At 59.7% G+C, this 23,744-nt stretch carries 22 protein-coding genes; all 22 read left to right on the forward strand.

Annotated elements, in window-relative coordinates; translation table 11 throughout:
- The first annotated feature begins 257 nt into the window (after positions 1-257).
- The 22 genes from rfbF (at position 258) to ACA053_RS07825 (ending at position 23,740) form a co-directional block, all read left to right on the forward strand.
- The gene (rfbF, locus tag ACA053_RS07720) at positions 258-1,031 is read left to right on the forward strand and encodes a glucose-1-phosphate cytidylyltransferase (protein ID WP_461957774.1); all 774 of its coding nucleotides are present in this window, start codon (positions 258-260) and stop codon (positions 1,029-1,031) included.
- Entirely contained in the window at positions 1,013-2,095 is a 1,083-nt protein-coding gene (rfbG, locus tag ACA053_RS07725) for a CDP-glucose 4,6-dehydratase (protein ID WP_497316402.1), read from the forward strand. Before rfbF ends, rfbG begins: the two co-directional genes overlap by 19 nt.
- Complete coding sequence (locus ACA053_RS07730; protein WP_497394901.1) at positions 2,092-2,652, forward strand: dTDP-4-dehydrorhamnose 3,5-epimerase family protein; 561 nt, start codon at positions 2,092-2,094, stop codon at positions 2,650-2,652. The genes rfbG and ACA053_RS07730 overlap by 4 nt, the downstream gene beginning before the upstream one ends.
- Positions 2,649-3,875, forward strand: coding sequence for a methyltransferase domain-containing protein (locus ACA053_RS07735; RefSeq protein WP_497316406.1), 1,227 nt, complete (start codon positions 2,649-2,651; stop codon positions 3,873-3,875). The genes ACA053_RS07730 and ACA053_RS07735 overlap by 4 nt, the downstream gene beginning before the upstream one ends.
- Positions 3,872-4,729, forward strand: a complete 858-nt coding sequence (locus ACA053_RS07740; protein WP_497316408.1) for an NAD-dependent epimerase/dehydratase family protein — start codon at positions 3,872-3,874, stop codon at positions 4,727-4,729. The genes ACA053_RS07735 and ACA053_RS07740 overlap by 4 nt, the downstream gene beginning before the upstream one ends.
- A complete protein-coding gene (locus tag ACA053_RS07745) occupies positions 4,719-5,789 on the forward strand; it encodes a class I SAM-dependent methyltransferase (protein ID WP_497394903.1) in 1,071 nt (356 codons plus the stop codon). The genes ACA053_RS07740 and ACA053_RS07745 overlap by 11 nt, the downstream gene beginning before the upstream one ends.
- Positions 5,790-5,806: 17 nt before the next feature.
- The gene (locus tag ACA053_RS07750; RefSeq protein WP_497316412.1) at positions 5,807-6,544 is read left to right on the forward strand and encodes a cephalosporin hydroxylase family protein; all 738 of its coding nucleotides are present in this window, start codon (positions 5,807-5,809) and stop codon (positions 6,542-6,544) included.
- A 51-nt stretch (positions 6,545-6,595) separates the two neighbouring features.
- Positions 6,596-9,529, forward strand: coding sequence for a TIGR00180 family glycosyltransferase (locus tag ACA053_RS07755; protein ID WP_497316414.1), 2,934 nt, complete (start codon positions 6,596-6,598; stop codon positions 9,527-9,529).
- Between the two features lie 103 nt (positions 9,530-9,632).
- Positions 9,633-10,802 carry a UDP-4-amino-4,6-dideoxy-N-acetyl-beta-L-altrosamine transaminase gene (gene pseC, locus ACA053_RS07760; protein ID WP_497394905.1) on the forward strand — a complete coding sequence of 390 codons (1,170 nt, stop codon included), beginning with the start codon at positions 9,633-9,635 and terminating at the stop codon, positions 10,800-10,802.
- A 37-nt stretch (positions 10,803-10,839) separates the two neighbouring features.
- Complete coding sequence (gene pseF, locus ACA053_RS07765) at positions 10,840-11,535, forward strand: pseudaminic acid cytidylyltransferase (protein WP_497316418.1); 696 nt, start codon at positions 10,840-10,842, stop codon at positions 11,533-11,535.
- Complete coding sequence (pseG, locus tag ACA053_RS07770) at positions 11,532-13,037, forward strand: UDP-2,4-diacetamido-2,4,6-trideoxy-beta-L-altropyranose hydrolase (RefSeq protein WP_497394907.1); 1,506 nt, start codon at positions 11,532-11,534, stop codon at positions 13,035-13,037. Before pseF ends, pseG begins: the two co-directional genes overlap by 4 nt.
- Positions 13,030-14,082 carry a pseudaminic acid synthase gene (gene pseI / locus ACA053_RS07775; RefSeq protein ID WP_497394909.1) on the forward strand — a complete coding sequence of 351 codons (1,053 nt, stop codon included), beginning with the start codon at positions 13,030-13,032 and terminating at the stop codon, positions 14,080-14,082. The genes pseG and pseI overlap by 8 nt, the downstream gene beginning before the upstream one ends.
- Positions 14,083-14,311: 229 nt before the next feature.
- A complete protein-coding gene (locus ACA053_RS07780; protein WP_497316424.1) occupies positions 14,312-15,238 on the forward strand; it encodes a ketoacyl-ACP synthase III in 927 nt (308 codons plus the stop codon).
- 96 nt (positions 15,239-15,334) lie between these two features.
- Complete coding sequence (locus ACA053_RS07785; RefSeq protein WP_497394911.1) at positions 15,335-16,627, forward strand: motility associated factor glycosyltransferase family protein; 1,293 nt, start codon at positions 15,335-15,337, stop codon at positions 16,625-16,627.
- Complete coding sequence (locus ACA053_RS07790) at positions 16,624-16,893, forward strand: hypothetical protein (protein WP_497316428.1); 270 nt, start codon at positions 16,624-16,626, stop codon at positions 16,891-16,893. Before ACA053_RS07785 ends, ACA053_RS07790 begins: the two co-directional genes overlap by 4 nt.
- A gap of 253 nt (positions 16,894-17,146) precedes the next feature.
- The gene (locus tag ACA053_RS07795; protein ID WP_497316430.1) at positions 17,147-17,998 is read left to right on the forward strand and encodes a flagellin domain-containing protein; all 852 of its coding nucleotides are present in this window, start codon (positions 17,147-17,149) and stop codon (positions 17,996-17,998) included.
- 74 nt (positions 17,999-18,072) lie between these two features.
- Positions 18,073-18,438, forward strand: coding sequence for a flagellar protein FlaG (locus ACA053_RS07800; protein ID WP_497309185.1), 366 nt, complete (start codon positions 18,073-18,075; stop codon positions 18,436-18,438).
- A gap of 82 nt (positions 18,439-18,520) precedes the next feature.
- Positions 18,521-19,927: a flagellar filament capping protein FliD gene (gene fliD, locus ACA053_RS07805; RefSeq protein WP_497394913.1), complete on the forward strand. Its 1,407-nt coding sequence runs from the start codon at positions 18,521-18,523 to the stop codon at positions 19,925-19,927.
- Between the two features lie 128 nt (positions 19,928-20,055).
- Entirely contained in the window at positions 20,056-20,451 is a 396-nt protein-coding gene (fliS, locus tag ACA053_RS07810; RefSeq protein ID WP_094471224.1) for a flagellar export chaperone FliS, read from the forward strand.
- A 10-nt stretch (positions 20,452-20,461) separates the two neighbouring features.
- Entirely contained in the window at positions 20,462-20,758 is a 297-nt protein-coding gene (gene fliT, locus ACA053_RS07815) for a flagellar protein FliT (protein ID WP_109628577.1), read from the forward strand.
- A gap of 172 nt (positions 20,759-20,930) precedes the next feature.
- A complete protein-coding gene (locus ACA053_RS07820; protein WP_109628578.1) occupies positions 20,931-22,406 on the forward strand; it encodes a sigma-54 dependent transcriptional regulator in 1,476 nt (491 codons plus the stop codon).
- Between the two features lie 128 nt (positions 22,407-22,534).
- On the forward strand, positions 22,535-23,740 hold the full coding sequence (locus ACA053_RS07825; RefSeq protein ID WP_497394915.1) for a sensor histidine kinase: 1,206 nt from the start codon (positions 22,535-22,537) through the stop codon (positions 23,738-23,740).
- The last annotated feature ends 4 nt before the right edge of the window (positions 23,741-23,744 follow it).

Below are 23,744 nucleotides of genomic sequence, written 5' to 3' on the forward strand. Positions count from 1 at the left end.
TAAGAGCGAAACCGCCAGTAGCCGTTACCGCAGAAACGGATATGTATACAAATCCCAAATCCCAAATCCCTCCAACCCCCACCAGTCGCCGACCCCAAACAATTGGCTCACTTCCTGCAAGTCCCCCGCATATCGCCATAAAACCTTCACCTCAAAACACGTGAAGGCCCCAGTGGCTGCGGGTAAATGATGTGCATCTGACGGTTCGCCAACCCTCGCGGGGGTGGCAGGGCCGCGCGAAGAGCAAGAGGACAGCGATGAAGGCAGTAATTCTGGCAGGTGGTCTCGGTACGCGGATCAGCGAAGAGTCGCACCTCAAGCCCAAGCCGATGATCGAAATCGGCGGCAAGCCAATTCTTTGGCACATTATGAAACAGTACTCCGCCCACGGGATTCATGACTTCGTGATCTGCCTTGGCTACAAGGGCTACGCGATCAAGGATTTCTTCGCCAACTACTTCCTGCACACCTCCGACGTCACCTTCGACATGTGCAACAACCGCATGGACGTCCACCAGAACTACAGCGAACCGTGGCGCGTCACCCTGATCGACACCGGCGAAGACACCATGACCGGTGGCCGTCTGCGTCGCGCCGCCCGTTACCTGGAAGGCGAAGAAGCGTTCTGCTTCACCTACGGCGACGGCGTTTCGGACCTCAACATTGGCGCCTTGGTGGACTTCCACCTGACCCACGGCAAACTCGCGACCGTCACCGCCGTTCAGCCACCGGGTCGTTACGGCGCTCTGGAGCGCGACGGCGACAGCGTCAAAGGCTTCATCGAGAAACCACGCGGTGATGGCGGCTGGATCAATGGCGGGTTCTTCGTGCTGTCACCCAAAGTGCTGCCCTACATCGCCGACGATCAAACCTCCTGGGAAGCCGAGCCATTAGCCGCGCTGGCCAGCGAACAGCAACTGCAAGCCTTCCAGCACGACGGTTTCTGGCATCCGATGGACACCCTGCGCGACAAAAACCACCTTGAGCAGTTGTGGCTGAGCGGGGAGGCCCCATGGAAACAATGGGACTGAGCCCGGAGTTCTGGCGCGGCAAGCGGGTCCTGCTGACCGGCCATACCGGCTTCAAAGGCAGTTGGTTGACGTTGTGGCTGCAAAGCCTCGGCGCCGAGGTCAGCGGTTTTTCGCTGGACCCGTCGACCGAGCCGAGCTTGTTCGAGCTGGCGCGGGTGCACGAAGGCATCAACGATCAGCGCGGCGACTTGCGTGACCTCGGCGCGTTGCTGGAGCTGATCGCCGAGACCCAGCCGGAAATCGTCCTGCACCTGGCGGCCCAGCCGTTGGTGCGCGAAGCTTATCGCGACCCGCTGGGGACTTACTCCAGCAACGTCATGGGCACCCTCAACCTGCTCGAAGCGATCCGCCAAGTCGGCGGCGTGCGCGCCTGTGTGCTGGTGACCACCGACAAGGTCTATGCCAACCAGGAATGGCTGTGGCCGTACCGTGAAAACGAAGCCCTCGGCGGGCACGATCCCTACAGCAGCAGCAAAGCCTGTTGCGAGTTGTTGGCACAGTCTTACGCCGCTTCGTTCTTCCCGGCGGAAAAGCATGCCGAGCACGGTCTGGCCCTGGCCACCGCGCGTGCCGGCAACGTCTTGGGCGGCGGTGATTTTGCACCAGAGCGTTTGATCCCCGATGTGCTCAAAGCCTGGTCCGCCGACGAACCCGTGACCCTGCGCTACCCACAAGCCGTGCGCCCGTGGCAGCACGCGCTGGAGCCCCTGGCCGGTTACCTGCAACTGGCCGCCGGCCTCTATGAAAAAGGTCCGGCATTTGCCGGTGCGTGGAACTTCGGGCCGAGCGAAGCGGACATGTGCAGCGTCGGCGAAGTCGTCGAATTGCTTGCCAGCCGCTGGCCGCAAGCCCGTGGTTTGCGCATCGAGCCGAGTGATTTGCATGAGGCCGGTCTGTTGCGTCTGGACAGCAGCCGCGCCCGTCAACTGTTGGCCTGGCAACCGCGATGGTCGTTGCAGCAGTGCCTGACCCAGACCCTCGACTGGCACCTGGCGTGGCAAAACGGCGACGACATGCGCGCTATCACCCTGGGCCAGTTGAACCTGTACCGAGGCGCGCTGTGAGCGAGTTTCTGTTGAAACCATTGCCGCTCGCCGGGCTGTTCAGCGTGCAGCACAAACGCTTCGAAGATGAACGCGGACACTTTGCGCGGCTGTTCTGTGAAGGCAGCCTCAGCGCGTTCGGCGAGCCGTTTCATATTCGCCAGATCAACCATTCCTGCACCCGCGAACGCGGCAGTGTGCGCGGTCTGCATTACCAGAACGCGAGTGCGCCGGAAGCCAAGCTGATCACCTGCCTGCGCGGTGAAGTCTGGGACGTGGCGGTGGATTTGCGCCCCGACTCCGAGACCTTCCTGCACTGGCACGCCGAACACCTGCGCGCCGGCGACGGTCGCAGCCTGTTGATTCCGGCCGGGTTCGCCCACGGTTTCCAGTCCCTGACTGACGACGCCGAATTGCTCTACCTGCACAGCGCTGACTACACGCCTGTGCACGAGGGTGGTTTGAGCGTGAATGATCCACGGCTGGAGATTGCCTGGCCGTTGCCTGTCAATAATCTGTCGGCACGGGATTCCAGCCATCCCTTGCTCGATGAACAATTCGCTGGAGTGCGTGTATGAACTGCCGTGGTTGCGGGACTTCCCTGGCCTTGCCGCTGATCGATCTCGGCACCTCGCCGCCGTCCAACGCCTATGTGCGCGCCGATCAACTTGAGCAAGCCGAGCAATGGGTGCCGCTGAAAGTGGCGGTGTGTCAGCAGTGCTGGCTGGTGCAGACCGAGGATTACACCAGCGCCGATAGCCTGTTCGATGCCGAGTACGCGTATTTCAGTTCGTTTTCCAGCACCTGGCTGGCTCATGCCGATAAGTACGTGGCCGAGATGGTCGAACGCTTCGGCCTGAACGCCGACAGCCGCGTGGTGGAAATCGCCGCCAACGATGGCTACCTGCTGCAGTACGTGGCCGGGCGCGGCATTCCCTGCCTGGGCGTCGAGCCGACCCGCAGCACCGCGCAAGCGGCGCGAGAAAAAGGCCTGGAGATCCGCGAGCTGTTCTTCGGCCGCGACACGGCTGCGCAATTGATCGCCGACGGTTGGTCCGCCGACCTGATGGCGGCCAATAACGTGCTGGCCCATGTGCCGGACATCAATGATTTCCTCGGTGGTTTCGCGACATTGCTGAAACCGACCGGCGTGGCGACCTTCGAATTTCCGCAATTGCTGGCCCTGATGGCCGGACAGCAGTTCGACACGCTGTATCACGAGCACTATTCCTACCTGTCGCTGACCGCGGTGCAGACCCTGTGCGAGCGCAACGGTCTGGAAGTGTTCGACGTCAGTCAGCTGTCGACCCATGGTGGATCGCTGCGCGTGTTCGTTCAGCGCTTTGATGGTCTGCGCCGGGAAGTCCAGCCAGCGGTTCAAGAGCAACTGCAAGCCGAACGCGACGCCGGGGTGAAAACCCCCGAGTACTACGCGACCCTCGCGCCCGCCGCCGAGCGCATCAAGCACGAACTGCTGTGTTTCCTGTTGCAGGCCAAAGCCGATGGCAAGCGCGTGGTCGGTTACGGCGCCGCGGCCAAGGGCAACACCTTGCTCAACTACGCCGGGGTCAAGCCGGACCTGCTGGCCTGGGTTGCCGACGCCAATCCGCACAAGCAGGGCAAATACCTGCCAGGCAGTCGCATCCCGATTGTGTCGCCGGCGCAGATCGATCTGGAAAAACCCGATTACGTCCTGGTGCTGCCGTGGAACCTGTTGCACGAAGTCAGTCAGCAACTGGCCCAGGTGCGCGAGTGGGGCGGCCGCTTTGTCATCGCCGTGCCTGAGTTGACCGTCCTGTGAAGGTCCTGGTCACCGGGGCGACCGGGTTCGTCGGTCGCCATCTGGTCGAGGCCTTGCTCGCCCGCGGCTGCGAAGTCCGCGCCGTGGCACGTAACGTCGAGACCGCTGCGAACATGCCGTGGATCAATGCCGTGGAATTCGTTGCGGCGGATATTCACGCCGCCGACCTCGACATCGCCGCGCTGACCGATGGCATCGACGCCTTGGCGCACCTGGCTTGGCCTGGGTTGCCGAACTATCAGGCGCTGTTTCACTTCGAGCACAACTTGATGGCCGACTATCGGTTCATCAAGGGCGCGGTCGAGGCGGGCGTTTCGCAAGTGCTGGTCACCGGCACCTGCTTTGAATACGGCTTGCAGAGCGGTCCGCTCGGCGAGCAAACCGCGCCACAGCCAAGTAATCCTTATGGCTTGGCAAAGAACACACTGCGCCTGTTCCTCGAAAATCTGCAGCGGGTTCAACCGTTCACCCTGCAATGGGCGCGGCTGTTTTACCTGCACGGCGAGGGGCAAAACCCGAACAGTTTGCTGGCGGCGCTGGACCGGGCCATCGATGCCGGTGACGCCAGTTTCAATATGTCGGCCGGCGAACAGTTGCGCGATTACCTGGCGATCGAGACGGCCGCCGGCTACCTCGCCGCCATCGTGCAACACCGTGAATTCGACGGCGTGATCAATTGTTCCAGCGGCCAGCCGATTTCGGTGCGGGCGCTGGTCGAGCAGCGACTGCAGGAACGTGGCGCGGCGATCCGTCTGAACCTCGGTCATTACCCATACCCGACCCACGAACCCATGGCGTTCTGGGGCGTGGCGGACCGTTTGCAACAGCTACTGGGAGCAGAGCATGAGGCATGAGTTGTATCGGGTCGCCGACCTGCCGGTGTTGCAGAACCGCACCTTTGCCGACCCTGCGTCGGCGAAAGCGTCAGCGTGCGCCGACATGGTCCTGGTGCAGGACGACAAGAGCGGGTTGATCTTCAACCAGGCCTTCGATGCCGACAAGCTCAGCTACGACGCTGACTACCAGAACGAGCAGGCGCACTCGGGCCAGTTCCAGAAGCACCTGAGCGATGTCGAAGGCATCATTGCCCGTCACTTCAAGGGTCAGGAACTGATCGAAGTCGGCTGCGGCAAAGGCTACTTCCTGGAGCTGCTGAAAAGCCTGGGCTACGCCATCACCGGCATCGACCCGGCCTACGAAGGCAGCAACGCCGATGTGATCAAGGCACCGTTCACTCGAGGCCTGGGCTTGGCGGCGGACGCGATCGTGCTGCGCCATGTGCTGGAGCACATTCAGGATCCAGTGAGTTTCCTCGCTGAAATAGCCGACGCCAATCAGGGCGGGCAAATCTACATCGAAGTGCCGTGCTTCGACTGGATCCTGGAGCACCGCGCCTGGTTCGACCTGTTCTACGAGCACGTCAATTACTTCCGCCTCGACGATCTGCGCCGGATGTTCGGCACGGTGCACGAGGCCGGTCACCTGTTCGGTTGCCAATACCTGTACATCGTGGCGGACCTGGCGACCTTGCGCCTGACCCCGGAACAACCGGTGCCGCGCCTTGAGTTGCCACAGGGTTTCACCAGCAGCCTCGAGCGCGCGGTGCAGATCATTCAAGCCGCCCCCGAGCAGGGTTCGGTGATCTGGGGCGCGTCGTCCAAAGGCGTGATCTATTCGCTGTTCCTGCAGCGGGCCGGTGTGGCGGTGGATCGCGTGGTGGATATCAACCCGGCCAAACAGGGCCGGTATCTGCCCCTGAGCGGCGTGCGGGTGTCCTCGCCGCAAGAGGCCATGGATGCGTTGCCCGAAGGCGCCAACCTGTTTGTGATGAACTCCAACTACCTCGAAGAAATCAAGCGGATGACCGATGGACGCTACGTCTATCACGCCGTCGACAGCGCTTCGTTCCAGTGACTATTGAGATTAGAAAAATGACTGACAACACCATCAATACAGCCTTCGAAGCCGAATGCCAGGCAGAAATCGCAGCCCAGGGCGACGACCAGAAACTCACCGGCCTGGCCCAGGATTTCTTCAACCAGTCGGCGAAGCACAAGTACAGCTACCACTTCTCGTGGATGGGCCGTCCGATCATTCAGTTGCCGCAAGACATGATGGCGATGCAGGAAATCATCTGGCAGGTCAAACCCGACCTGGTGATTGAATGCGGCATCGCCCACGGCGGTTCGATCATCTACTACGCCTCGTTGCTGGAACTGCAAGGCCACGGTGAAGTGCTGGGCATCGACCTCGACATTCGCCCGCACAACCGCGAAGCCATCGAATGCCACCCGATGAGCAAGCGCATCAAAATGATTGAAGGTTCGAGCATCGACGCGGCCATCGCCGAGCAAGTGCGCGCAGCGGCCGAAGGCAAAAAAGTCATTCTGGTCCTGGATTCCAACCACACCCACGACCACGTGCTGGAAGAGCTGCGCTTGTATGCGCCACTGGTCTCGGTCGACAGCTACTGCGTGGTGATGGACACCGTGGTTGAAGACATGCCGGCCGACTTCTTCCCGGATCGTCAATGGGGCCCGGGCGACAACCCGAAGACTGCCGTGTGGAAATACCTGGAAGAAAACGCTGACTTCGAGATCGACCGTCAGTTGCAGAACAAGCTGCTGATCACCGTGGCGCCGGACGGCTACCTGCGTCGCGTTCGTTAATCATTATTGAATCTGGGTTCTCGGCGCTTGGCCGGTTGTGGGGATAGAGATATGCGCGTTCAAAACACTGCTCGTAACGATGTGGCATCGCTGAAAGAACGGTTGACGGTGGTGGTGATTTCCCACAACCGCAACGCCTACCTGCGGCGCACCTTGCAGTACTACAGCAGCTATCCCTGCACGATCCTGGTCCTGGATTCTTCGCTGAAAAGCGATGAAAACATCACCCGCGATTACCCGATGGTCGATTACCGGCACCTGCCGCAGTTCACCTACACCGGGCTCCAGGAAAAACTCGCCTATGGCGTGAACCAGGTGACCACGCCGTACATGGTGCTGGCGGCTGATGACGATTTCCTGATCCACGATGCGGTCACCGAGTCGCTGGAGTTCCTCGAAGACAACGCCGATTACGGCATGGCCCACGGCTACGGGATCATGTACCTGGCCCGCGCCACGGAAGTGAATTACTTCCGCCGCGACCGCAAGGGGCCGGAAGATTACTGCTCCGATAAAGCCGAAGATCGCCTGATGCAATTCATGGGGCACTTCCTGCCGCCGTTCTACGCGGTCAGCCGCACCGAGCTGCTGCAAGACTGGCACAACGCTTTGCTGCCAGGCACCAGCTTCGAATGGCAGGAAATCGGCCATGCCTATTACATGCTCGCTCGGGCCAAGGCGCGGATTTTGCCGATCCCGTTCGCCGTGCGGGAAATCCCTTACGGGGCCTCGGAGCACAACACCAACGTGCTGACGGTGTTGACGCTCAAAGACGCAAAAACCGTGGCCGACCGCGAGCGCTTCGCCGAGTTTCTGGCCTCATTGCCGACCGGCATGAGCCACAAGACGCTGGCCGAGGGCAAGCAGGTGGCGCTGGACAGTTTCGCCACCATGGCCGACTGCCTGAACAACATGCGTTCGCTGAAAGGCACGCTGATTTTCACCTCGGCCTGGCTGGAGTCTGGCAAAGAGCCGGTGCGCACGTTCAACACCGAGCAGTTTGTCGAAATGCCGTTCTACAACCAGCCGGTGTTCGATCTGCTGACTGAATTCGAATTCCTCCTGCACACCATGCCGGCCGGCAAACTGCAGTTGCAGGAACTGGAAGGCATCTTGCTCAAGCAACATGAGCTGATGCGCGTTCATCCCAATGATAACGACCGCACTCTGCGTGCCCGTTTGTGGGAAGCACTGAGCCTCTATGCGTTCAACCGCACCGTGGTTGCGCGTCTGGCCGAGTCGTTGCAGGGCACCGAAGAAGAGGAGGAGGGCGTCAAGCTGCAAGCCTGGGCCAAGCGTCTCGTGTCGGTGCCGAAACAGGACGAACAGTCGTTGTTCGAGAACATGCCGTCCGGTCGCCTGCTGAACTGGATCGAAGCGCGCAATCCTGACGCAAAGCAACTCAAGTCGATCAGTGCGCACCTGGCCAAACACAACGGCGGTCCGCAATTCGGCATTCTCTTGCTGGACCTTGACGCTGACATGGTCAAGTTGCAGACCACCTTCGACAGCCTGGTCAGTGGTCACTGCAAAGCGTTCAAGGTGGTGGTGTTTACCACCGGCGATTTGCCAGCGACCACCACGGCGCGTGACACGGTGCACTTCGTCAAGGTCACCGCCACCAACTATGTCGAACGCATCAACCAGAGTGTGACCCAGTCCACCGCCGACTGGCTGGTGCTGGCCGAGGCCGGTGATCAGTTCACCGCCAGCGGCCTGCTGCGCGCGAGCCTCGAATTGTTGGGTGCCGAAGGCGTGCGCGCCGTGTCCATGGACGAAATCCAGCGTCAGGAAAACGGTTCCCTGAGCGATGTGTTCCGTCCAGGCGTCAACCTCGATCTGCTGCAAACCGTGCCGTCGATGATGGCCCGTCACTGGTTGATCCAGCGTGACGTCTTGGTCGAGGCGGGTGGTTACTCGACTGAATACGCGTCGGCACTGGAATTCGATCTGGTGTTGCGCCTGATCGAAGACGGCGGCTTGGGTGGCCTGGCACATCTGGCCGAGCCGCTGCTGATCTGCAACGCGCCGTCGACCGAGGAAAACGCCCACGAACGTCAGACCCTGACACGTTCCCTCAAGGAGCGCGGTTATCGCGCTCAGATCAGCTGCGAATTGCCGCAGACCTGGCAGATCAACTACCAGCACGCCGAACGGCCGAAGGTCTCGATCATCTTGCACAGCCAGGACAATTTCGAGTCGCTGCAACAAGCCGTGGTCAGCGTACTGCAACGCACCCGTTATCAGCAGCACGAAATTCTGATCGCCGATAACCACAGCCAGTCCGAAGAATTGCTGACCTGGCTGGCCAGCCTGGAAGGTAAGGACGATCGCCTGCGCGTCCTGCGTACCGGCGAGCGTCTGAGCGCCTCGGCGCTGCATAACTTTGCCGTGCGTGAGGCCAAGGGTGCCTACGTGGTGCTGATGTCTACTGACGCCGTAGTGGTCAACGCCAACTGGCTCGACAGCCTGTTGAACCAGGCCCAGCGTCCGGAAGTCGGGATTGTCGGCGCCAAGCTGATGGACATTCGTGGCGTCACCACGCAAGCCGGCCTGGTGCTGGGCCTCAATGGCGTGCTGGGCTCGGTGTTTATCGATGAGCGCAAAGATGCCAAAGGCTACATGAACGGCCATCAGGTGGAGCAGAACTACTCGGCGGTGTCCGGGGCCTGCATGATGGTTCGCAAAGACCTGTATGAAGCGGTCGGCGGTCTGGACGAAGAACATTTCGACGAAGCCTTCGCAGACATCGACCTGTGCCTGAAAGTCGCCGACGCCGGTTACCTGATCGTCTGGTGCCCTCAAGCGCAAATGCTGCACCCGGGCCTGTTGCCTGACGCACCGCAAACCGCCGCGGCCCTGCAAGACAAATGGCAAGCGCGTTTTGCCCAAGATTCGGCTTACAACCAGAACCTGGCCTTGACCGGCAAGGGCTTTACCCTCGGCGACGCTTCCAGTGTGAACTGGGCGCAGTTGCTTGCTTAAGCTGTCTGATCAGCAAAAGGACTCAGCACATGTGCAACCGCAAAATGATGTTCAAGGACACGCGTGTCTGCCTGCGGGTTGGGCAATGTGTTGAGTCACGGTCATGATGCCGTACCGGATTCCCTACGGCCGACAAAACATTGATCAGTCAGACATCGACGCCGTCATGGCAGTGCTCAACTCGCCCTGGCTGACTCAGGGGCCGACGATCGAGCGCTTTGAAAAAGCCCTGGCCGAACACTGCCAGGCTGAATATGCGGTCGCGGTGTGCAACGCCACGGCGGCACTGCACATTGCCTGTCTAGTCGCGGGACTTGGACCGGGCGACTACCTCTGGACCAGTCCCAACACTTTTGTCGCCTCGGCCAACTGCGGTCGCTACTGTGGCGCCAACGTCGATTTCGTCGACATCGACCCGCACACCTTGAACCTGGATGCACGGTTACTCGCAGAGAAACTGGAGATCGCCGAAGCCGCCGGCAAGCTGCCCAAAGTGGTGGTGGCGGTCGCGTTCGCGGGGCAGAGTTGCGACATGCGAACAATCTCGCAATTGTCCGAACGCTATGGCTTTACCTTGATCGAGGACGCTTCCCATGCGGTGGGCGCCTCGTATCTGGGGCGGCCGGTGGGTTGTGGTCAATACGCAGCCATGACGATTTTCAGCTTCCACCCGGTCAAGATCATCACCAGCGCCGAAGGCGGCATGGTGCTGACCAATCGCGCGGAATTCGCCGACCGTTTGCGTCGCTTGCGCAGTCACGGCATTACCGGTGATCCGGCGCAGATGAACGTGCCGGACACGGGGTTGTGGTACTACCAGCAACTGGAGCTGGGCTTCAATTACCGCATGACCGATCTGCATGCTGCCTTGGGCCTGTCGCAGATGGCGCGGCTCGATGCGTTTGTCGCCCGGCGTCGTCAATTGGCCGCGCGTTATGAAACACTGCTGGCCGGTATCGCGGTGACGTTGCCGGTAACCCAGCCAGGTACTGAATCGGCCTGGCACCTGTACGTTGTCCGGTTGCAGCTGGAGCAGATCAAACTCAATCAGGCCCAGGTGTTCGAAGCGTTGCGAGCCGCCGGGCTGGGAGTGAACCTGCATTACATTCCGGTGCATTTGCAGCCGTATTACCGTGAGCAGGGTTTCAAGGATGGCGACTTCCCGCAGGCTGAGCGGTATTTTTCCGAAGCCATCAGCTTGCCGCTGTTCCCGGATCTGACGGATGAAGAGCAGGAAGAAGTGGTGGAACATTTGAGGCGAATTCTGGGGTGAGCATCATGATTTGTCGTCGGGCAACGGAGAGTTGGCTGTGAGTTGCATCGCCATCATTCCGGCCCGGGGCGGCAGCAAGCGCATACCGCGCAAGAACCTTAAGCCGTTCGACGGCGTGCCGATGATCGTTCGTTCGATCCGTACGGCACTGGATTCGCAGCTGTTCGACCAAGTGATCGTCAGCACCGACGATGATGAAATCGCCGGGGTCGCGCGCGCGCATGGCGCTCAGGTGCCGTTCATGCGTCCAGCAACATTGGCCGATGAATTCACGGGAACGGCGGCGGTGATGGTGCATGCCTTGAATGAGCTTCCGGCGTTCGACTATGCCTGTTGTATCTACGCGACCGCACCGCTTTTGCAGGCGCGGTATCTGCGTCAGGGATTTGAATTGCTGGAGCAGCATCCCGATAAATCCTTCGCATTTTCCGTGGCCGGTTTCGGCTTTCCCGTGCAGCGTGCCTTGACCCTCGACGAGCACGGTGCGCTGACGTCGCTGTACCCGGAATTTCGCAACACCCGCTCTCAGGATCTGGCTGAAGCCTTTCAAGATGCGGGGCAGTTCTATTGGGGGCGTCGCGAGGCCTGGTTGCGTGGCGATGTGTTGTTCTCCCCGGCGAGCCTGCCGGTGATTCTGCCGCGGCATCTGGTGCAGGACATCGACACTCCCGAAGACTGGAAGCGCGCTGAATACCTTTACGCCGCGCTGAAGGCCGGCGGTGAACTGCAATGAGAGTGCTGATTCGTTCCGACGCGTCGCCGACCATTGGCAGCGGGCATATCGCTCGCTTGTTGCCTCTGGCCAGAACCTTGCGCAAGCAGGGCTCGCACGTGGCCTTTGCTTGCCGGCTGCTGCCGGGGCATCGTCTGGACGCGCTGGCGGCCGAAGGCTTTGAAACCTTCGCTCTGCCGGCGCGTTATCTGGATGAAGACCCGCAGCAAGCGATCGAATCCATGCTGCCGTGGCAGGCAGACATCGACGCGCTCGCGCACGCGCTGGAAAACCAGCCGGCGTTCGACTGGATCGTCGTCGACCACTATGGTCTCGACCATCACTGGCAGACGGCGGCCCGGCGCTGGGCGCCTCGGATTGCTGCGGTGGATGACCTTGCTACTCGCCAGTACGCCGTCGATCTGCTGCTCAACCAGAACCTGTCCGGCACGCCAGAGGCTTATGAATCGCTGCTCGCGCCAGGTTGCCAGACATTGTTCGGTCCACGTTTCGCGATGCTGCGCGACGAATTCTGCTGCCCGGCGATTCTGATCAAGCCCCAGGCCAAACGGATCCTGGTGAATTTCGGCGGCTTCGATGCGGCGATGCAGACTCATCACGCGATGCTGGCGATGGCGGATTTCGACGCGCTGGAAGTCGATTTCGTGGCCGGTGCCGACAACCCGGCCTGGGACACGATGGCGGCCATGGCGGCGGATCGTCCGAACTGGCGCTTGCACCGTTTTGTCAGCGACTTCTACCGGCTGATGACCGAGGCCGACCTGTTTGTCGGTGCCGGTGGCGGCACCAGTTGGGAGCGGGCGGCCATGGGGTTGCCGACGATTTGCATTGCGGTCTCGAACAATCAGCAAGCCAACGGCGAGGTGATGGCGGCTTCGGGTGCCCATGTTTTTTTGGGGGCTCGTGAGCAGGTCAGCGTCGAACAGTTGCGTCAGGCGATCGGTTTTGTCGCGGGCAATCAGGGAATACGTCAGAGCCTGGCCGACCGTTCACGGCAATTGGTTGATGGCCGAGGCGCGCAACGGGTAGCGGCCGCCTTGGCCGGTGCGGTGTTGCAGATCCGTGCTGCAACCCTCGTCGATGCCCGGCTACTGTTCGACGGACGCAATGCCGAGGCGGTACGACGCTGGTCGCTGGAGACCGGTGCGATTGAATGGTCGTCGCATCAAAACTGGCTGACCGCCAGTTTGAACAATGCGCAACGCTTGCTGTTGATCGCCGAAGCTGATGACGGTCCTGTGGGCGTGTTGCGTTATGACTTGCGTGGCTTTACAGCGGAAGTCTCGATTTATCTGTTCGAAGATCGCATGGGCCTGGGCTGGGGCAGGGCGTTGCTGGCCCGCGGCGAGGCGTTCGTCACGGCCCACTGGCCGCAATTGATCGCCATCACCGCCCAGGTTTTGCCAGCCAACCAGCCGTCGCTGAAGGTCTTTCGCGAAGCCGGTTTCACTCAGAGTGCTTGCGCGTTCACGCGCGTATTGAAGGATCACAGAAATGACTAGCTTCAAGATTGGCGACCGCATGATCGGTACCGACGCGCCGCCATTCATCATCGCCGAGATGAGTGGCAACCATAACCAGTCGCTGGACATGGCTTTGCAAATCGTCGAAGCCGCAGCCAGGGCCGGCGCGCATGCCTTGAAGCTGCAAACCTACACCGCCGACACCATGACCCTGAACCTGTCCGAAGGCGAGTTCTTCATCAAGGACCCCAACAGTCTGTGGGCCGGGACCTCGTTGTTTGCGTTGTACGAGAAAGCGCATACACCGTGGGAGTGGCATGCGCCGATTTTCGCCCGAGCCAAAGAGCTGGGCATGCTGGCGTTCTCCACGCCCTTCGATGACAGTGCTGTCGACTTCCTCGAAAGCCTCGATGTGCCGGCCTACAAGATCGCCAGTTTCGAAAACACCGATCTGCCGCTGATTCGCCGGGTCGCAGCCACCGGCAAGCCCTTGATCATCTCCACCGGCATGGCCAGCATCGCCGAGCTCGACGAAACCGTACGCGCGGCCCGTGAGGCGGGGTGCAAGGATTTGGTGCTGCTCAAATGCACCAGCACTTATCCGGCGACACCGGCCAACAGCAACGTGCGGACCATTCCTCATTTGCGCGAATTGTTTGGCTGCCAGGTCGGCCTGTCCGATCACTCCATGGGTGTCGGCGTGTCCGTAGCGGCGGTGGCGCTGGGCGCGACGGTAGTGGAAAAACACTTCACCCTTGACCGTTCGGCCGGTGGCGTGGACGCCAGTTTCTCCCTGGAGCCGGCCGAACTCGAAAGCCTGGTGATCGAAACCGAGCGTGCCTGGCAGGCCATGGGTCAGGTGCATTACGGGGTGACCGAAGCCGAGCGCAAGTCCCTGGTGTACCGACGCTCGCTCTATGTCACGCAGGACATGGCGGCCGGCGAGCCGTTTACCGTCGCCAATCTGCGGGCCATCCGTCCTGGCCTGGGGCTGGCACCCAAACACGCTGAAACCCTTCTGGGCCGCCGCGCCCGCCATGCCATCAAGCGTGGAACCGCGCTGGACTGGTCGTTGGTCGAATAACGCCTTGCAGCTCTGTTTCGGCAAAATAGCGTGACCTGCGGGTCATAACGCGCATCTTCACTGTATTGTATTAATCGGGGAGGTGGCGCCTGGTCTGTTTTCAGCCCAGTGATGGCCTTTTATTTCTTCCCGCTGCCGCCTCGATGGGGCGACGTTTTTCACTGTTTGTCGGCGCCCCTCGAATCATTACGAGCGGTGGTATTGGGCTGTTTATTATTGGGAAGCCGTAATGATTGGCATAAAAAGCATTGCGAGCTACGTTCCTGTAGCCGGCGTGGACAATTACGCACAAGGTGCAAAATTCGAAAAGGATGAAGAGTTCATCCTGGGCAAAATCGGTTCGGCCTTCCTGCCGCGCAAAGACGCCGGGCAGGAAACTTCGGACCTGTGTGTCGAAGCAGCCAATGCGCTGTTCGCCAACAACCCCGATCTGAAACGTGAATCCATCGATGTGCTGATCGTCGTCACCCAGAACGGCGACGAAGAAGGCCTGCCCCACACCGCAGCCATCGTTCAGGACAAGCTCGGCCTGCCGACCACCGTGGCCGCGTTCGATATTTCCCTGGGCTGCTCCGGCTACGTCTATGGCATCTACGCGATCAAGGGCTTCATGGAAGCCGCCGGCCTGAAGAATGGCTTGCTGATCACCGCCGACCCGTATTCGAAGATCGTCGACCCGGAAGACCGCAACACCACCATGCTCTTCGGTGACGCCGCCACCGCGACCTGGATGGGTGAAAACGCGCCGTGGCAGCTGGGCAAAGCCAAATTCGGCACCGACGGTTCCGGTGCACCGCACCTGAAAGTCACCGACGGCGTGTTCTACATGAACGGTCGCCAGGTGTTCAACTTTGCCCTGCTCAAAGTCCCGGCGCATTTGCATGAGTTGCTGGCCGACTCGCAACTGACCGCTGATGACATCGACGCCTTCTGCATTCACCAGGGCAGCGCAGCGATTGTCGACGCCGTGGCGCGTCGCTTCGAAGGCGAGCCGGAGAAGTTCATCAAGGACATGGTCGAGACCGGTAACACCGTGTCTTCGAGCATTCCGCTGCTGTTGGAAAAACACGTGCTGGACTCCGACTGGAAGCGCGTCGCGTTGAGCGGTTTCGGTGTTGGCCTGTCCTGGGGCTCGGCGATCCTTTATCGCCCTTGAATCCGGTGTTTTAGTCAACGAAAGCCAGACACAAAAATAGCGCTCAAGGTGTAATCTTGAGCGCTATTTTTTTGCCCGAACCAAAAGCGAGGCGCCATGAGCGAGTTCTTTGAGCACAACGTCGACGTCATCCAGCAGCGCTGGCCGGCGTTGGCTGTGCGTTTGCTGGTCGAAGACACGAGCCTGTTGCAGGCTGATCTGGTGGAAGGCCTGGGTTCGACGTTGAGCATCAATGGCATTCAGCTGACCAGCCGCCATGATCGCAGTCGCGAGGCCATGCTTCAGGCCAACAGCTTGCCGCTCGACAGTCCGGTGGCGCATGTCTACGGCACCGGGCTCGGTGATCTGCAAATGGATTTGTTGCGACGCGCCGGTCTTGAGCGGCTGTACGTGCACATCCTCAACGGCGCCGTGTTTTCCTTGGTGCTGCAACTACTTGATCAGCAGGCGTGGCTCGGTGATCCTCGGGTCGAGCTGCTGTATGCCGGTGACCTCGGGGAAATCCAACTACCGTTTTTTGCCTTGCCCTCCGAGCTGGTGCTGGCCGACGATTTCAACGCGAAGATCCGTGATCGCCTGATCAGTGAAACTCATCTGACCTTCAACAACCGTGAGTTCGATCCGCAGGCGCCAGAGATTATCGAGCGCTTGCAGGTCAGTCTCAAATGGGTGCAGGCCGATCGCGACGTGGCCGAGTTGTCCGGTTCACAACCGGGGAGGGAGGTGTTTGTCATCGCCACCGGCCCGAGCCTGGAACAGCACTTTGCGACCTTGCGCGCGATTCGCAATGAAGCCGGGCGGCCGTTGTTCATCTGCGTCGATACGGCTTATCGCCCATTGCTCAAACACGGCATACGGCCCGACATCGTCGTCAGCATCGACCAACGTATTTCGGATCGACACCTGCCGTCTGAAGGCACGACCGAGATCACGCTGGTGTACATGCCCATGCTTGATCCGGCGGTGATCGAGGCCTGGCAGGGGCCGCGTTATGCCGGTTACTCCGCGAGCCCGATCTACCAGCAGCTGCGTCGGCAATTGCCGAGGGGCGAGTTGTATGTCGGCGGCAGCGTGATTCATCCGGCGGCGGACCTGGCGGTGAAAATGGGCGCGGCGCAGATCACGTTGTTCGGCGCCGACTTCGCCTTCCCGGGCGACAAGACCCACGCCGGCTGGAACGACGGTGATCTGGGGCCGCAACTGGGCGCCGCCAAGCACTGGGTGCTGGACGGTCACGGCCAGCGCATCAAGACGCAGCTCAACTTCCGCAGCTATTTGTGTGAGCTGGAGCGTTTTATCGCGGGCCATCCGCAGGTGCGCTTCTTTAACAGCAGTCGGGCAGGGGCGATGATCGCCGGCACGGTTTTTCATCCGGAGTTTGCATCGTGAGCGCGCTTGAAACCTTCGTTGCCGATGCGCAGCACTGTGCAGCCTTGTTCCGTCTGGGGCGTGATGTCGAAGCCGGGCTGGCGATGATCGAGTTGGCCGGTGCGGTCCACCCGGTGTTCGATTCGAAGCCGCAGGAGGCTCAGCAGCAGTGGGCATTTGTGCTCGGCCAGATGTTCGCGTGTCAGGAAGCGCAGAACTGGCTCGCACTGGCCGATTACCTGGAATATGAACTGGTCCAGTTGCTGAATGACACGCTGTCCATATAAGCAATTTGCCCTCTGTCGGTGCCGGCGAGTCCTCGCCCACCTGTCGCCGACATTTCCCTGACGTCATTTTTTCGCTGTCGGATCGTCGCCAACCCCTTGATTTGCGGGGGGTGGCAACGTGATGGCAAATAATTTTGAAAATCCCCTAAAGCAAGTTGCATTGGCGACGATAACTATTACGAAGGTTCTCTAGGCCATACCCGGCGGTTGCCAGGGCCGGAAGCCGCAGTACCCAACCAACGAGGAATTCGTCATGGCTTTAACAGTAAACACCAACGTCACATCGTTGAGCGTTCAGAAGAACCTGAACCGCTCCTCCGACGCTCTGTCGACTTCGATGACTCGTCTGTCTTCCGGCCTGAAAATCAACAGCGCTAAAGACGACGCCGCCGGCCTGCAAATCACCACTCGTATGACCTCGCAAATCCGCGGTCAGACAATGGCGATCAAAAACGCCAACGACGGTATCTCGATCGCTCAGACCGCTGAAGGCGCGATGCAGGAAACCACCAACATTCTGCAGCGTATGCGTGAACTGGCCGTACAAGCTCGAAACGACTCGAACGGTACTCAAGACCGCGTTGCTCTGAACAAAGAATTCGCGGCAATGTCGGACGAGATCACTCGTATCGCCAACTCCACCAACCTGAACGGCAAGAACCTGCTGGACGGTACTGCTGGCACCATGACCTTCCAGGTTGGTTCCAACACTGGTTCGGCTAACCAGATCACTCTGACCCTGGCCTCCGGTTTCGGCGCTGCAACCCTGTCGGTTGACTCGGCTACCACTCAGATCACTGGTAACAACTCGGCTACCGCTCAGGCTTCGTTCTCCGCTGCCCTGACCCGTATCGACGCCGCTCTGCAGACCATCAACACCGCCCGTGCTGACCTCGGTGCTGCACAAAACCGTCTGACCAGCACCATCTCCAACCTGCAGAACATCAACGAAAACGCTGAAGCTGCTCGTGGTCGCGTACAAGACACCGACTTCGCTGCTGAAACTGCTCAGCTGACCAAGCAACAAACTCTGCAACAAGCTTCCACCGCAATTCTGGCTCAGGCCAACCAACTGCCATCCGCTGTACTGAAACTGCTTCAGTAATAGCTGATTGAGTTTTGGCGAGGGGTGTGCGCTGGTCGTGCCCTCTCGCTTTTTTACTTTTAGAGGTGATGGACATGGATATGAGCGTGAAGCTGAACTTGTCTTATCCGACGGCGAAGCACGCAACCACGGTGGCGGACAAGCCTGCGGAAAAGCCTCGAGCGGAGCCCGCGAAAGTGGTCGACGTCAAGGAGGTGCGCAAGAGCGCACAGACTGAGCAGGACAAGCTGAAAATGGCTGTTCAAGAAATTGAAAAGTTCGTTCAGTCGGTTAAACGTAATCTGGAGTTCTCGATTGATGAGCCTTCAGGTCAGGTTGTTGTGAAAGTCATTGCCAGTGAATCCGGTGAGGTGGTCCGTCAGATCCCCAACGAAGAAGTCCTGAAACTGGCCAATAGTTTGAATGATGCAAGCAGCCTGTTGTTCAGCGCTAAAGCCTGACAGTTGGCATGAATTTTGTTGCTATGTTCTTTTGGGCGTTGTAGTGGTCAAAAGGCCGGCGACACACTGAAGGGAGTTCCACATGGCAAGTCCAATTTTACCGGGCACGGGTTTAGGCTCTGGCCTTGATACCGGTGCTATCGTCAAAGCCTTGGTGAACGCTGACAAAGCGGCCAAGCAAGGTCAGATCGACCGTGGGACCACTACCAACACCGCGAGCATTTCCGGGATTGGTACACTGAAGTCGCTGCTGGCCACGTTCCAGAAAGCACTCACCGATCTGGGCAGCACGACGACCCCTCAGTTCACGGGTTATTCGGCAACGTCTTCCGACCCCAAAGTGCTGACTTCCACGTCCAGTAACACGGCTGTTGCCGGCAATTACGTGGTCAAAGTCACCAGCCTTGCCACCTCGTCGAAAGTCGCCTCGGCGGCCTTTGCCGGCGGCGCGACCAGTGCTATCCCGGCAGGCACGCTGACCATCACCCAGAACGGCACCAGCTACCCTGTCACCGTAGGTGCGGGCGCCACGCTGCAATCGGTGCGTGACTCGATCAATAGTCAGTACCAGGCCAGTGGCCTGAGCGCCAACATCGTGACCGACAGTTTCGGTTCGCGCCTGGTACTGGGTTCTACCGCGACCGGTGCAGGTTCCGATATCTCCGCCAGCGGTATCGCCGGCCTGACAATCGACGGGACGGCCCCAATGCCCGACGTACCGACCGCAACCTCTTCGGGTGCTATCGGTGGTCTGGCCGCGGATGCGGTGTTCTCGGTCGATGGTCTGGCGATGACCAGCAAGTCCAATACCATCGCCAACACGATCTCCGGTCTGAGTCTGACCCTGACCGGCGCAGGTACATCGACTGTTAACGTCGCTCCCAACAACGATGGTCTGAAGGCATCGATCCAGAAGTTCGTTGACGCCTATAACGCCATCGCTAATGCTGTGACGTCCTTGACCAAACCGTCCCTGGATGACGATGGCAAGCCGACTGTCGCTGCTGCGCTGACCGGTGACCCGTTACCACGGTCGCTGCTGGCCGCCATTCGTGGTCCGCTGTCCCAGACCGGTGCTGGCGACAAGCTGACCGTGCTCTCGCAGTTGGGGATCACCACTGACCAGAAAACCGGTGCACTGAACTTCGACTCCACCAAGTTCACCGCAGCGATGAATACCAAGAAGCTCGGTGGCGAAGTTCAAACCCTGTTTACCGGTACCAATGGTCTGCTTGAGCGCATGAACAATGTGATCAAGCCGTACACCGATACGGGCGGTATTCTTGATACTCGCACCACCAATCTGAATGTGACCAAAACCAGGCTGACCGCTGATCAGGCTAATTTGGATCGTCGGGTCGAAACACTGACCGCGGTATTGACCAAAAAGTACAACGATATGGATACGCTCGTTGGCAAGTTGAAGGCGACAGCCAGCAACATCACCTCGATGTTTGAAGCGATGAACGCGCAGCAGAAGAACTCGTAACACGCACAACGCCAAAAGCCCGGCAGCGTTTTCAAGCGCTCCGGGCTTTTTGCATTTGAATCTAAAGTTTTTTGACGCGTCGTCGATACACTGGTTAGACGAACTACAGAATTTTGATGAGGTACAACATGAATCCAATGTTAGCCCTTCGCCAATACAAGAAGATTGGCGCTCAAGCGCAAACTTCCGAAGCCAGCCCGCATCGTCTGGTTCAGATGCTGATGGAAGGCGGGCTTGACCGTATCGCCCAGGCCAAGGGTGCGATGGAGCGCAAAGACATTCCGAACAAGGGTGTACTGATCGGCAAGGCCATCGGCATCATCGGTGGTTTGCGTGAAGGCCTGGACCTTGAGAACTCCGTCGAAACAGTGGGTGAACTGGACAACCTGTACACCTACATGATGAAGCGTCTGGCCGAGGCCAACATCAAGACTGATCCGGCGATTCTCGACGAAGTCGCTGATTTGCTTCGAACAGTCAAAGACGGTTGGGATGCGATTGCCGCACCGGGTCCGCAGTTTTAAGGAGATCACCATGAGTCTTGTATTGCAGCGTATCGAACACACCCGCGACGCCCTGGTCGGTGCATTGGCCGAGCGCAATTGGGAAGCCATTGGTGAGTTGGACCTGGCGTGTCGTTCCTGCATGGAAGACGTCTTGAGTGAGGCTTCGGTGGACGAAGCTGCTCTGCGCGATAATCTTGAGGAGTTGCTGGGGGTGTACAAGCAGCTTCTGGAGGCGGCGACGGGGGAGAGGCAGGCGATAGTCGACGAGATGTCGCAGATCCATCAAGCACAGAGCGCGGCAAAGGTTTACCATCTGTTTGGTTAATTAATCCTCAGTTAATCCGAACATAGTGCGCCATAAATTTGACTGTGCACGGTTTTTTGACTTAACTAGTGGCTGGTTCCAGATTTCAGGCGTCTACAGGCATAACGTGTCTGCAAGCGTCTAGCTTGCCCCATCATTTGGGCATTGAGTTGACTAGGGAAGTTGCTATTGCATGTGGCGTGAAACCAAAATTCTGCTGATTGATGACGATAGCGTCCGCCGCCGCGATTTGGCGGTGATTCTAAATTTTCTCGGCGAAGAAAATTTACCCTGCGGTAGCCATGACTGGCAGCAGGCGGTCGGCTCTTTGTCATCAAGTCGTGAAGTGATCTGTGTCCTCATCGGGACGGTCAATGCTCCTGGCGCACTTCCGGGCTTGTTAAAGACACTCGCAACCTGGGATGAGTTCCTTCCGGTTTTGTTAATGGGCGATAATTCTTCCGTTGACTTGCCTGAAGACCAGCGTCGCCGAGTGCTTTCGACACTCGAAATGCCGCCCAGCTACAGCAAATTGCTCGACTCGCTGCACCGTGCCCAGGTCTATCGCGAGATGTATGACCAGGCCCGCGAGCGCGGTCGTCATCGCGAACCCAATCTTTTCCGCAGCCTCGTCGGCACCAGTCGGGCGATCCAGCACGTCCGTCAGATGATGCAGCAAGTGGCCGACACTGACGCCAGTGTGCTGATCCTCGGCGAGTCCGGCACCGGCAAGGAAGTGGTCGCGCGCAACCTGCACTACCACTCCAAGCGTCGTGACGGGCCATTCGTACCGGTCAACTGCGGGGCGATCCCGGCCGAGTTACTGGAAAGCGAATTGTTCGGCCACGAAAAGGGCGCCTTCACCGGGGCGATCACCAGCCGCGCCGGGCGTTTTGAACTGGCCAACGGCGGCACCCTGTTCCTCGACGAAATCGGTGATATGCCGCTGCCGATGCAGGTCAAGTTGCTGCGCGTGTTGCAGGAGCGCACCTTCGAGCGCGTGGGCAGCAACAAGACTCAGAGCGTCGACGTGCGCATCATTGCAGCGACCCACAAGAATCTCGAAAGCATGATCGAGATCGGCACCTTCCGTGAAGACTTGTACTACCGCCTGAACGTGTTCCCGATCGAGATGGCGCCACTGCGTGAACGTGTCGAAGACATCCCGTTGCTGATGAACGAGTTGATCTCGCGCATGGAGCACGAGAAGCGCGGTTCGATCCGCTTCAACTCGGCGGCGATCATGTCGCTGTGCCGCCACGGCTGGCCGGGCAACGTCCGCGAACTCGCCAACCTAGTGGAGCGCATGGCGATCATGCACCCATACGGAGTGATCGGCGTGGTCGAACTGCCGAAAAAATTCCGCTACGTCGATGACGAAGACGAGCAACTGGTCGACAGCCTGCGCAGCGATCTTGAAGAGCGAGTGGCCATCAACGGTCATACCCCGGACTTCACCGCCAACGCCATGTTGCCGCCGGAAGGCCTGGACCTCAAAGACTACCTCGGTGGTCTGGAGCAGGGCTTGATTCAGCAGGCGCTGGACGATGCCAACGGCATCGTGGCGCGTGCAGCGGAACGCCTGCGTATTCGTCGCACCACCCTGGTGGAGAAGATGCGCAAGTACGGCATGAGCCGTCGTGACGGTGATGAACAGGCGGATGATTGACGCCTGTTTTTCAAGTCGTTCATATATAGGCGGTTTTTTTTAGGCACGGGTATTGCTACATCCCTCGCAACGTTCCGTTTAACTGACGGTCAGCCAAGCGAGAGAGCACGATGCCCCAAGCCGCCCAGATGTCTCCTGTCCCTGACACTTCGGGGCAACCGTCGTCCGTAGAGCAGGCAAGCCGGCTTGGCCTTGAGCAGGCGTTCTCGCTGTTCAATCAGATGTCGAGCCAGTTGACTGATTCCTACAGCATGCTTGAAGCCCGGGTCACCGAGCTCAAGGGCGAGCTGGCAGTGGTCAGCGCGCAGCGCATGCAAGAGCTGGCGGAAAAAGAACGTCTGGCCAACCGTCTGCAAAACCTCCTTGATTTGTTGCCCGGCGGCGTCATCGTCATCGACGCCCAAGGGATCGTGCGCGAAGCCAACCCGGCGGCCTGCGAACTGCTCGGACTGCCTCTCGAAGGCGAACTCTGGCGCCATGTCATTGCCCGCTGCTTTGCGCCCCGCGAAGACGACGGTCATGAAATCTCTCTCAAGGACGGTCGGCGTCTGTCGATCGCCACTCGCTCGCTGGATGCCGAGCCTGGGCAGTTGGTGTTGCTCAACGACCTGACTGAAACCCGTCATCTGCAAGATCAACTGGCCCGTCACGAACGCCTGTCGTCCCTTGGGCGAATGGTCGCTTCGCTGGCCCATCAAATTCGTACGCCGCTGTCCGCCGCCTTGCTCTATGCCAGTCATTTGACTGAGCAGGAGTTGCCTGTCGCCACCCAGCAGCGTTTCGCCGGGCGCCTTAAAGAGCGCCTGCATGAACTGGAGCATCAGGTTCGCGACATGCTGGTGTTTGCGCGCGGCGAGCTGCCGTTGACCGACCGCGTCACGCCCAAGCAGCTGATGCAGTCGCTGCAATCGGCAGCGCTGACCCATGTTCAAGACCTGCCGATTCGCTGGCAGTGCGACAGTCACGCCGGCGAGTTGCTGTGCAATCGCGACACCCTGGTCGGGGCGATTCTCAATCTGATCGAGAACGCCATTCAAGCCAGTGCCGGTGATGTCCGCTTGAAGGTGCATTTCTACGCCCGTGAAAACAACCTGCGCGTGTGCGTCAGTGACAGCGGCAGCGGTATCGACGGTAAAGTGCTGGCGCGTCTCGGCGAGCCGTTTTTCACCACTAAAACCACAGGGACTGGCCTGGGCCTGACCGTGGTCAAGGCAGTGGCCCGTGCTCATCAGGGAGAATTGCAGTTGCGCTCGCGGCCGGGTCGCGGCACCTGTGCGCAAGTGACCCTGCCGCTTTTTTCCGGTGAGCAGCCCAGCGCTCAGGGAGCGGAGTGAAGGA

The sequence above is a fragment of the Pseudomonas sp. LBUM1672 genome (assembly GCF_059695655.1).

Excerpts from the sequence above, each read along its gene's own strand:
- pseC (WP_497394905.1), top strand. The coding sequence starts at position 9,633 with ATGATGCCGTACCGGATTCCCTACGGCCGACAAAACATTGATCAGTCA.
- ACA053_RS07780 (WP_497316424.1), top strand. The coding sequence starts at position 14,312 with ATGATTGGCATAAAAAGCATTGCGAGCTACGTTCCTGTAGCCGGCGTG.
- ACA053_RS07750 (WP_497316412.1), top strand. The coding sequence starts at position 5,807 with ATGACTGACAACACCATCAATACAGCCTTCGAAGCCGAATGCCAGGCA.
- rfbF (WP_461957774.1), top strand. The coding sequence starts at position 258 with ATGAAGGCAGTAATTCTGGCAGGTGGTCTCGGTACGCGGATCAGCGAA.
- ACA053_RS07800 (WP_497309185.1), top strand. The coding sequence starts at position 18,073 with ATGGATATGAGCGTGAAGCTGAACTTGTCTTATCCGACGGCGAAGCAC.
- fliS (WP_094471224.1), top strand. The coding sequence starts at position 20,056 with ATGAATCCAATGTTAGCCCTTCGCCAATACAAGAAGATTGGCGCTCAA.
- rfbG (WP_497316402.1), top strand. The coding sequence starts at position 1,013 with ATGGAAACAATGGGACTGAGCCCGGAGTTCTGGCGCGGCAAGCGGGTC.
- pseI (WP_497394909.1), top strand. The coding sequence starts at position 13,030 with ATGACTAGCTTCAAGATTGGCGACCGCATGATCGGTACCGACGCGCCG.
- fliD (WP_497394913.1), top strand. The coding sequence starts at position 18,521 with ATGGCAAGTCCAATTTTACCGGGCACGGGTTTAGGCTCTGGCCTTGAT.
- ACA053_RS07755 (WP_497316414.1), top strand. The coding sequence starts at position 6,596 with ATGCGCGTTCAAAACACTGCTCGTAACGATGTGGCATCGCTGAAAGAA.
- ACA053_RS07795 (WP_497316430.1), top strand. The coding sequence starts at position 17,147 with ATGGCTTTAACAGTAAACACCAACGTCACATCGTTGAGCGTTCAGAAG.
- ACA053_RS07825 (WP_497394915.1), top strand. The coding sequence starts at position 22,535 with ATGTCTCCTGTCCCTGACACTTCGGGGCAACCGTCGTCCGTAGAGCAG.
- fliT (WP_109628577.1), top strand. The coding sequence starts at position 20,462 with ATGAGTCTTGTATTGCAGCGTATCGAACACACCCGCGACGCCCTGGTC.
- ACA053_RS07745 (WP_497394903.1), top strand. The coding sequence starts at position 4,719 with ATGAGGCATGAGTTGTATCGGGTCGCCGACCTGCCGGTGTTGCAGAAC.
- ACA053_RS07735 (WP_497316406.1), top strand. The coding sequence starts at position 2,649 with ATGAACTGCCGTGGTTGCGGGACTTCCCTGGCCTTGCCGCTGATCGAT.
- pseG (WP_497394907.1), top strand. The coding sequence starts at position 11,532 with ATGAGAGTGCTGATTCGTTCCGACGCGTCGCCGACCATTGGCAGCGGG.
- ACA053_RS07820 (WP_109628578.1), top strand. The coding sequence starts at position 20,931 with ATGTGGCGTGAAACCAAAATTCTGCTGATTGATGACGATAGCGTCCGC.
- ACA053_RS07785 (WP_497394911.1), top strand. The coding sequence starts at position 15,335 with ATGAGCGAGTTCTTTGAGCACAACGTCGACGTCATCCAGCAGCGCTGG.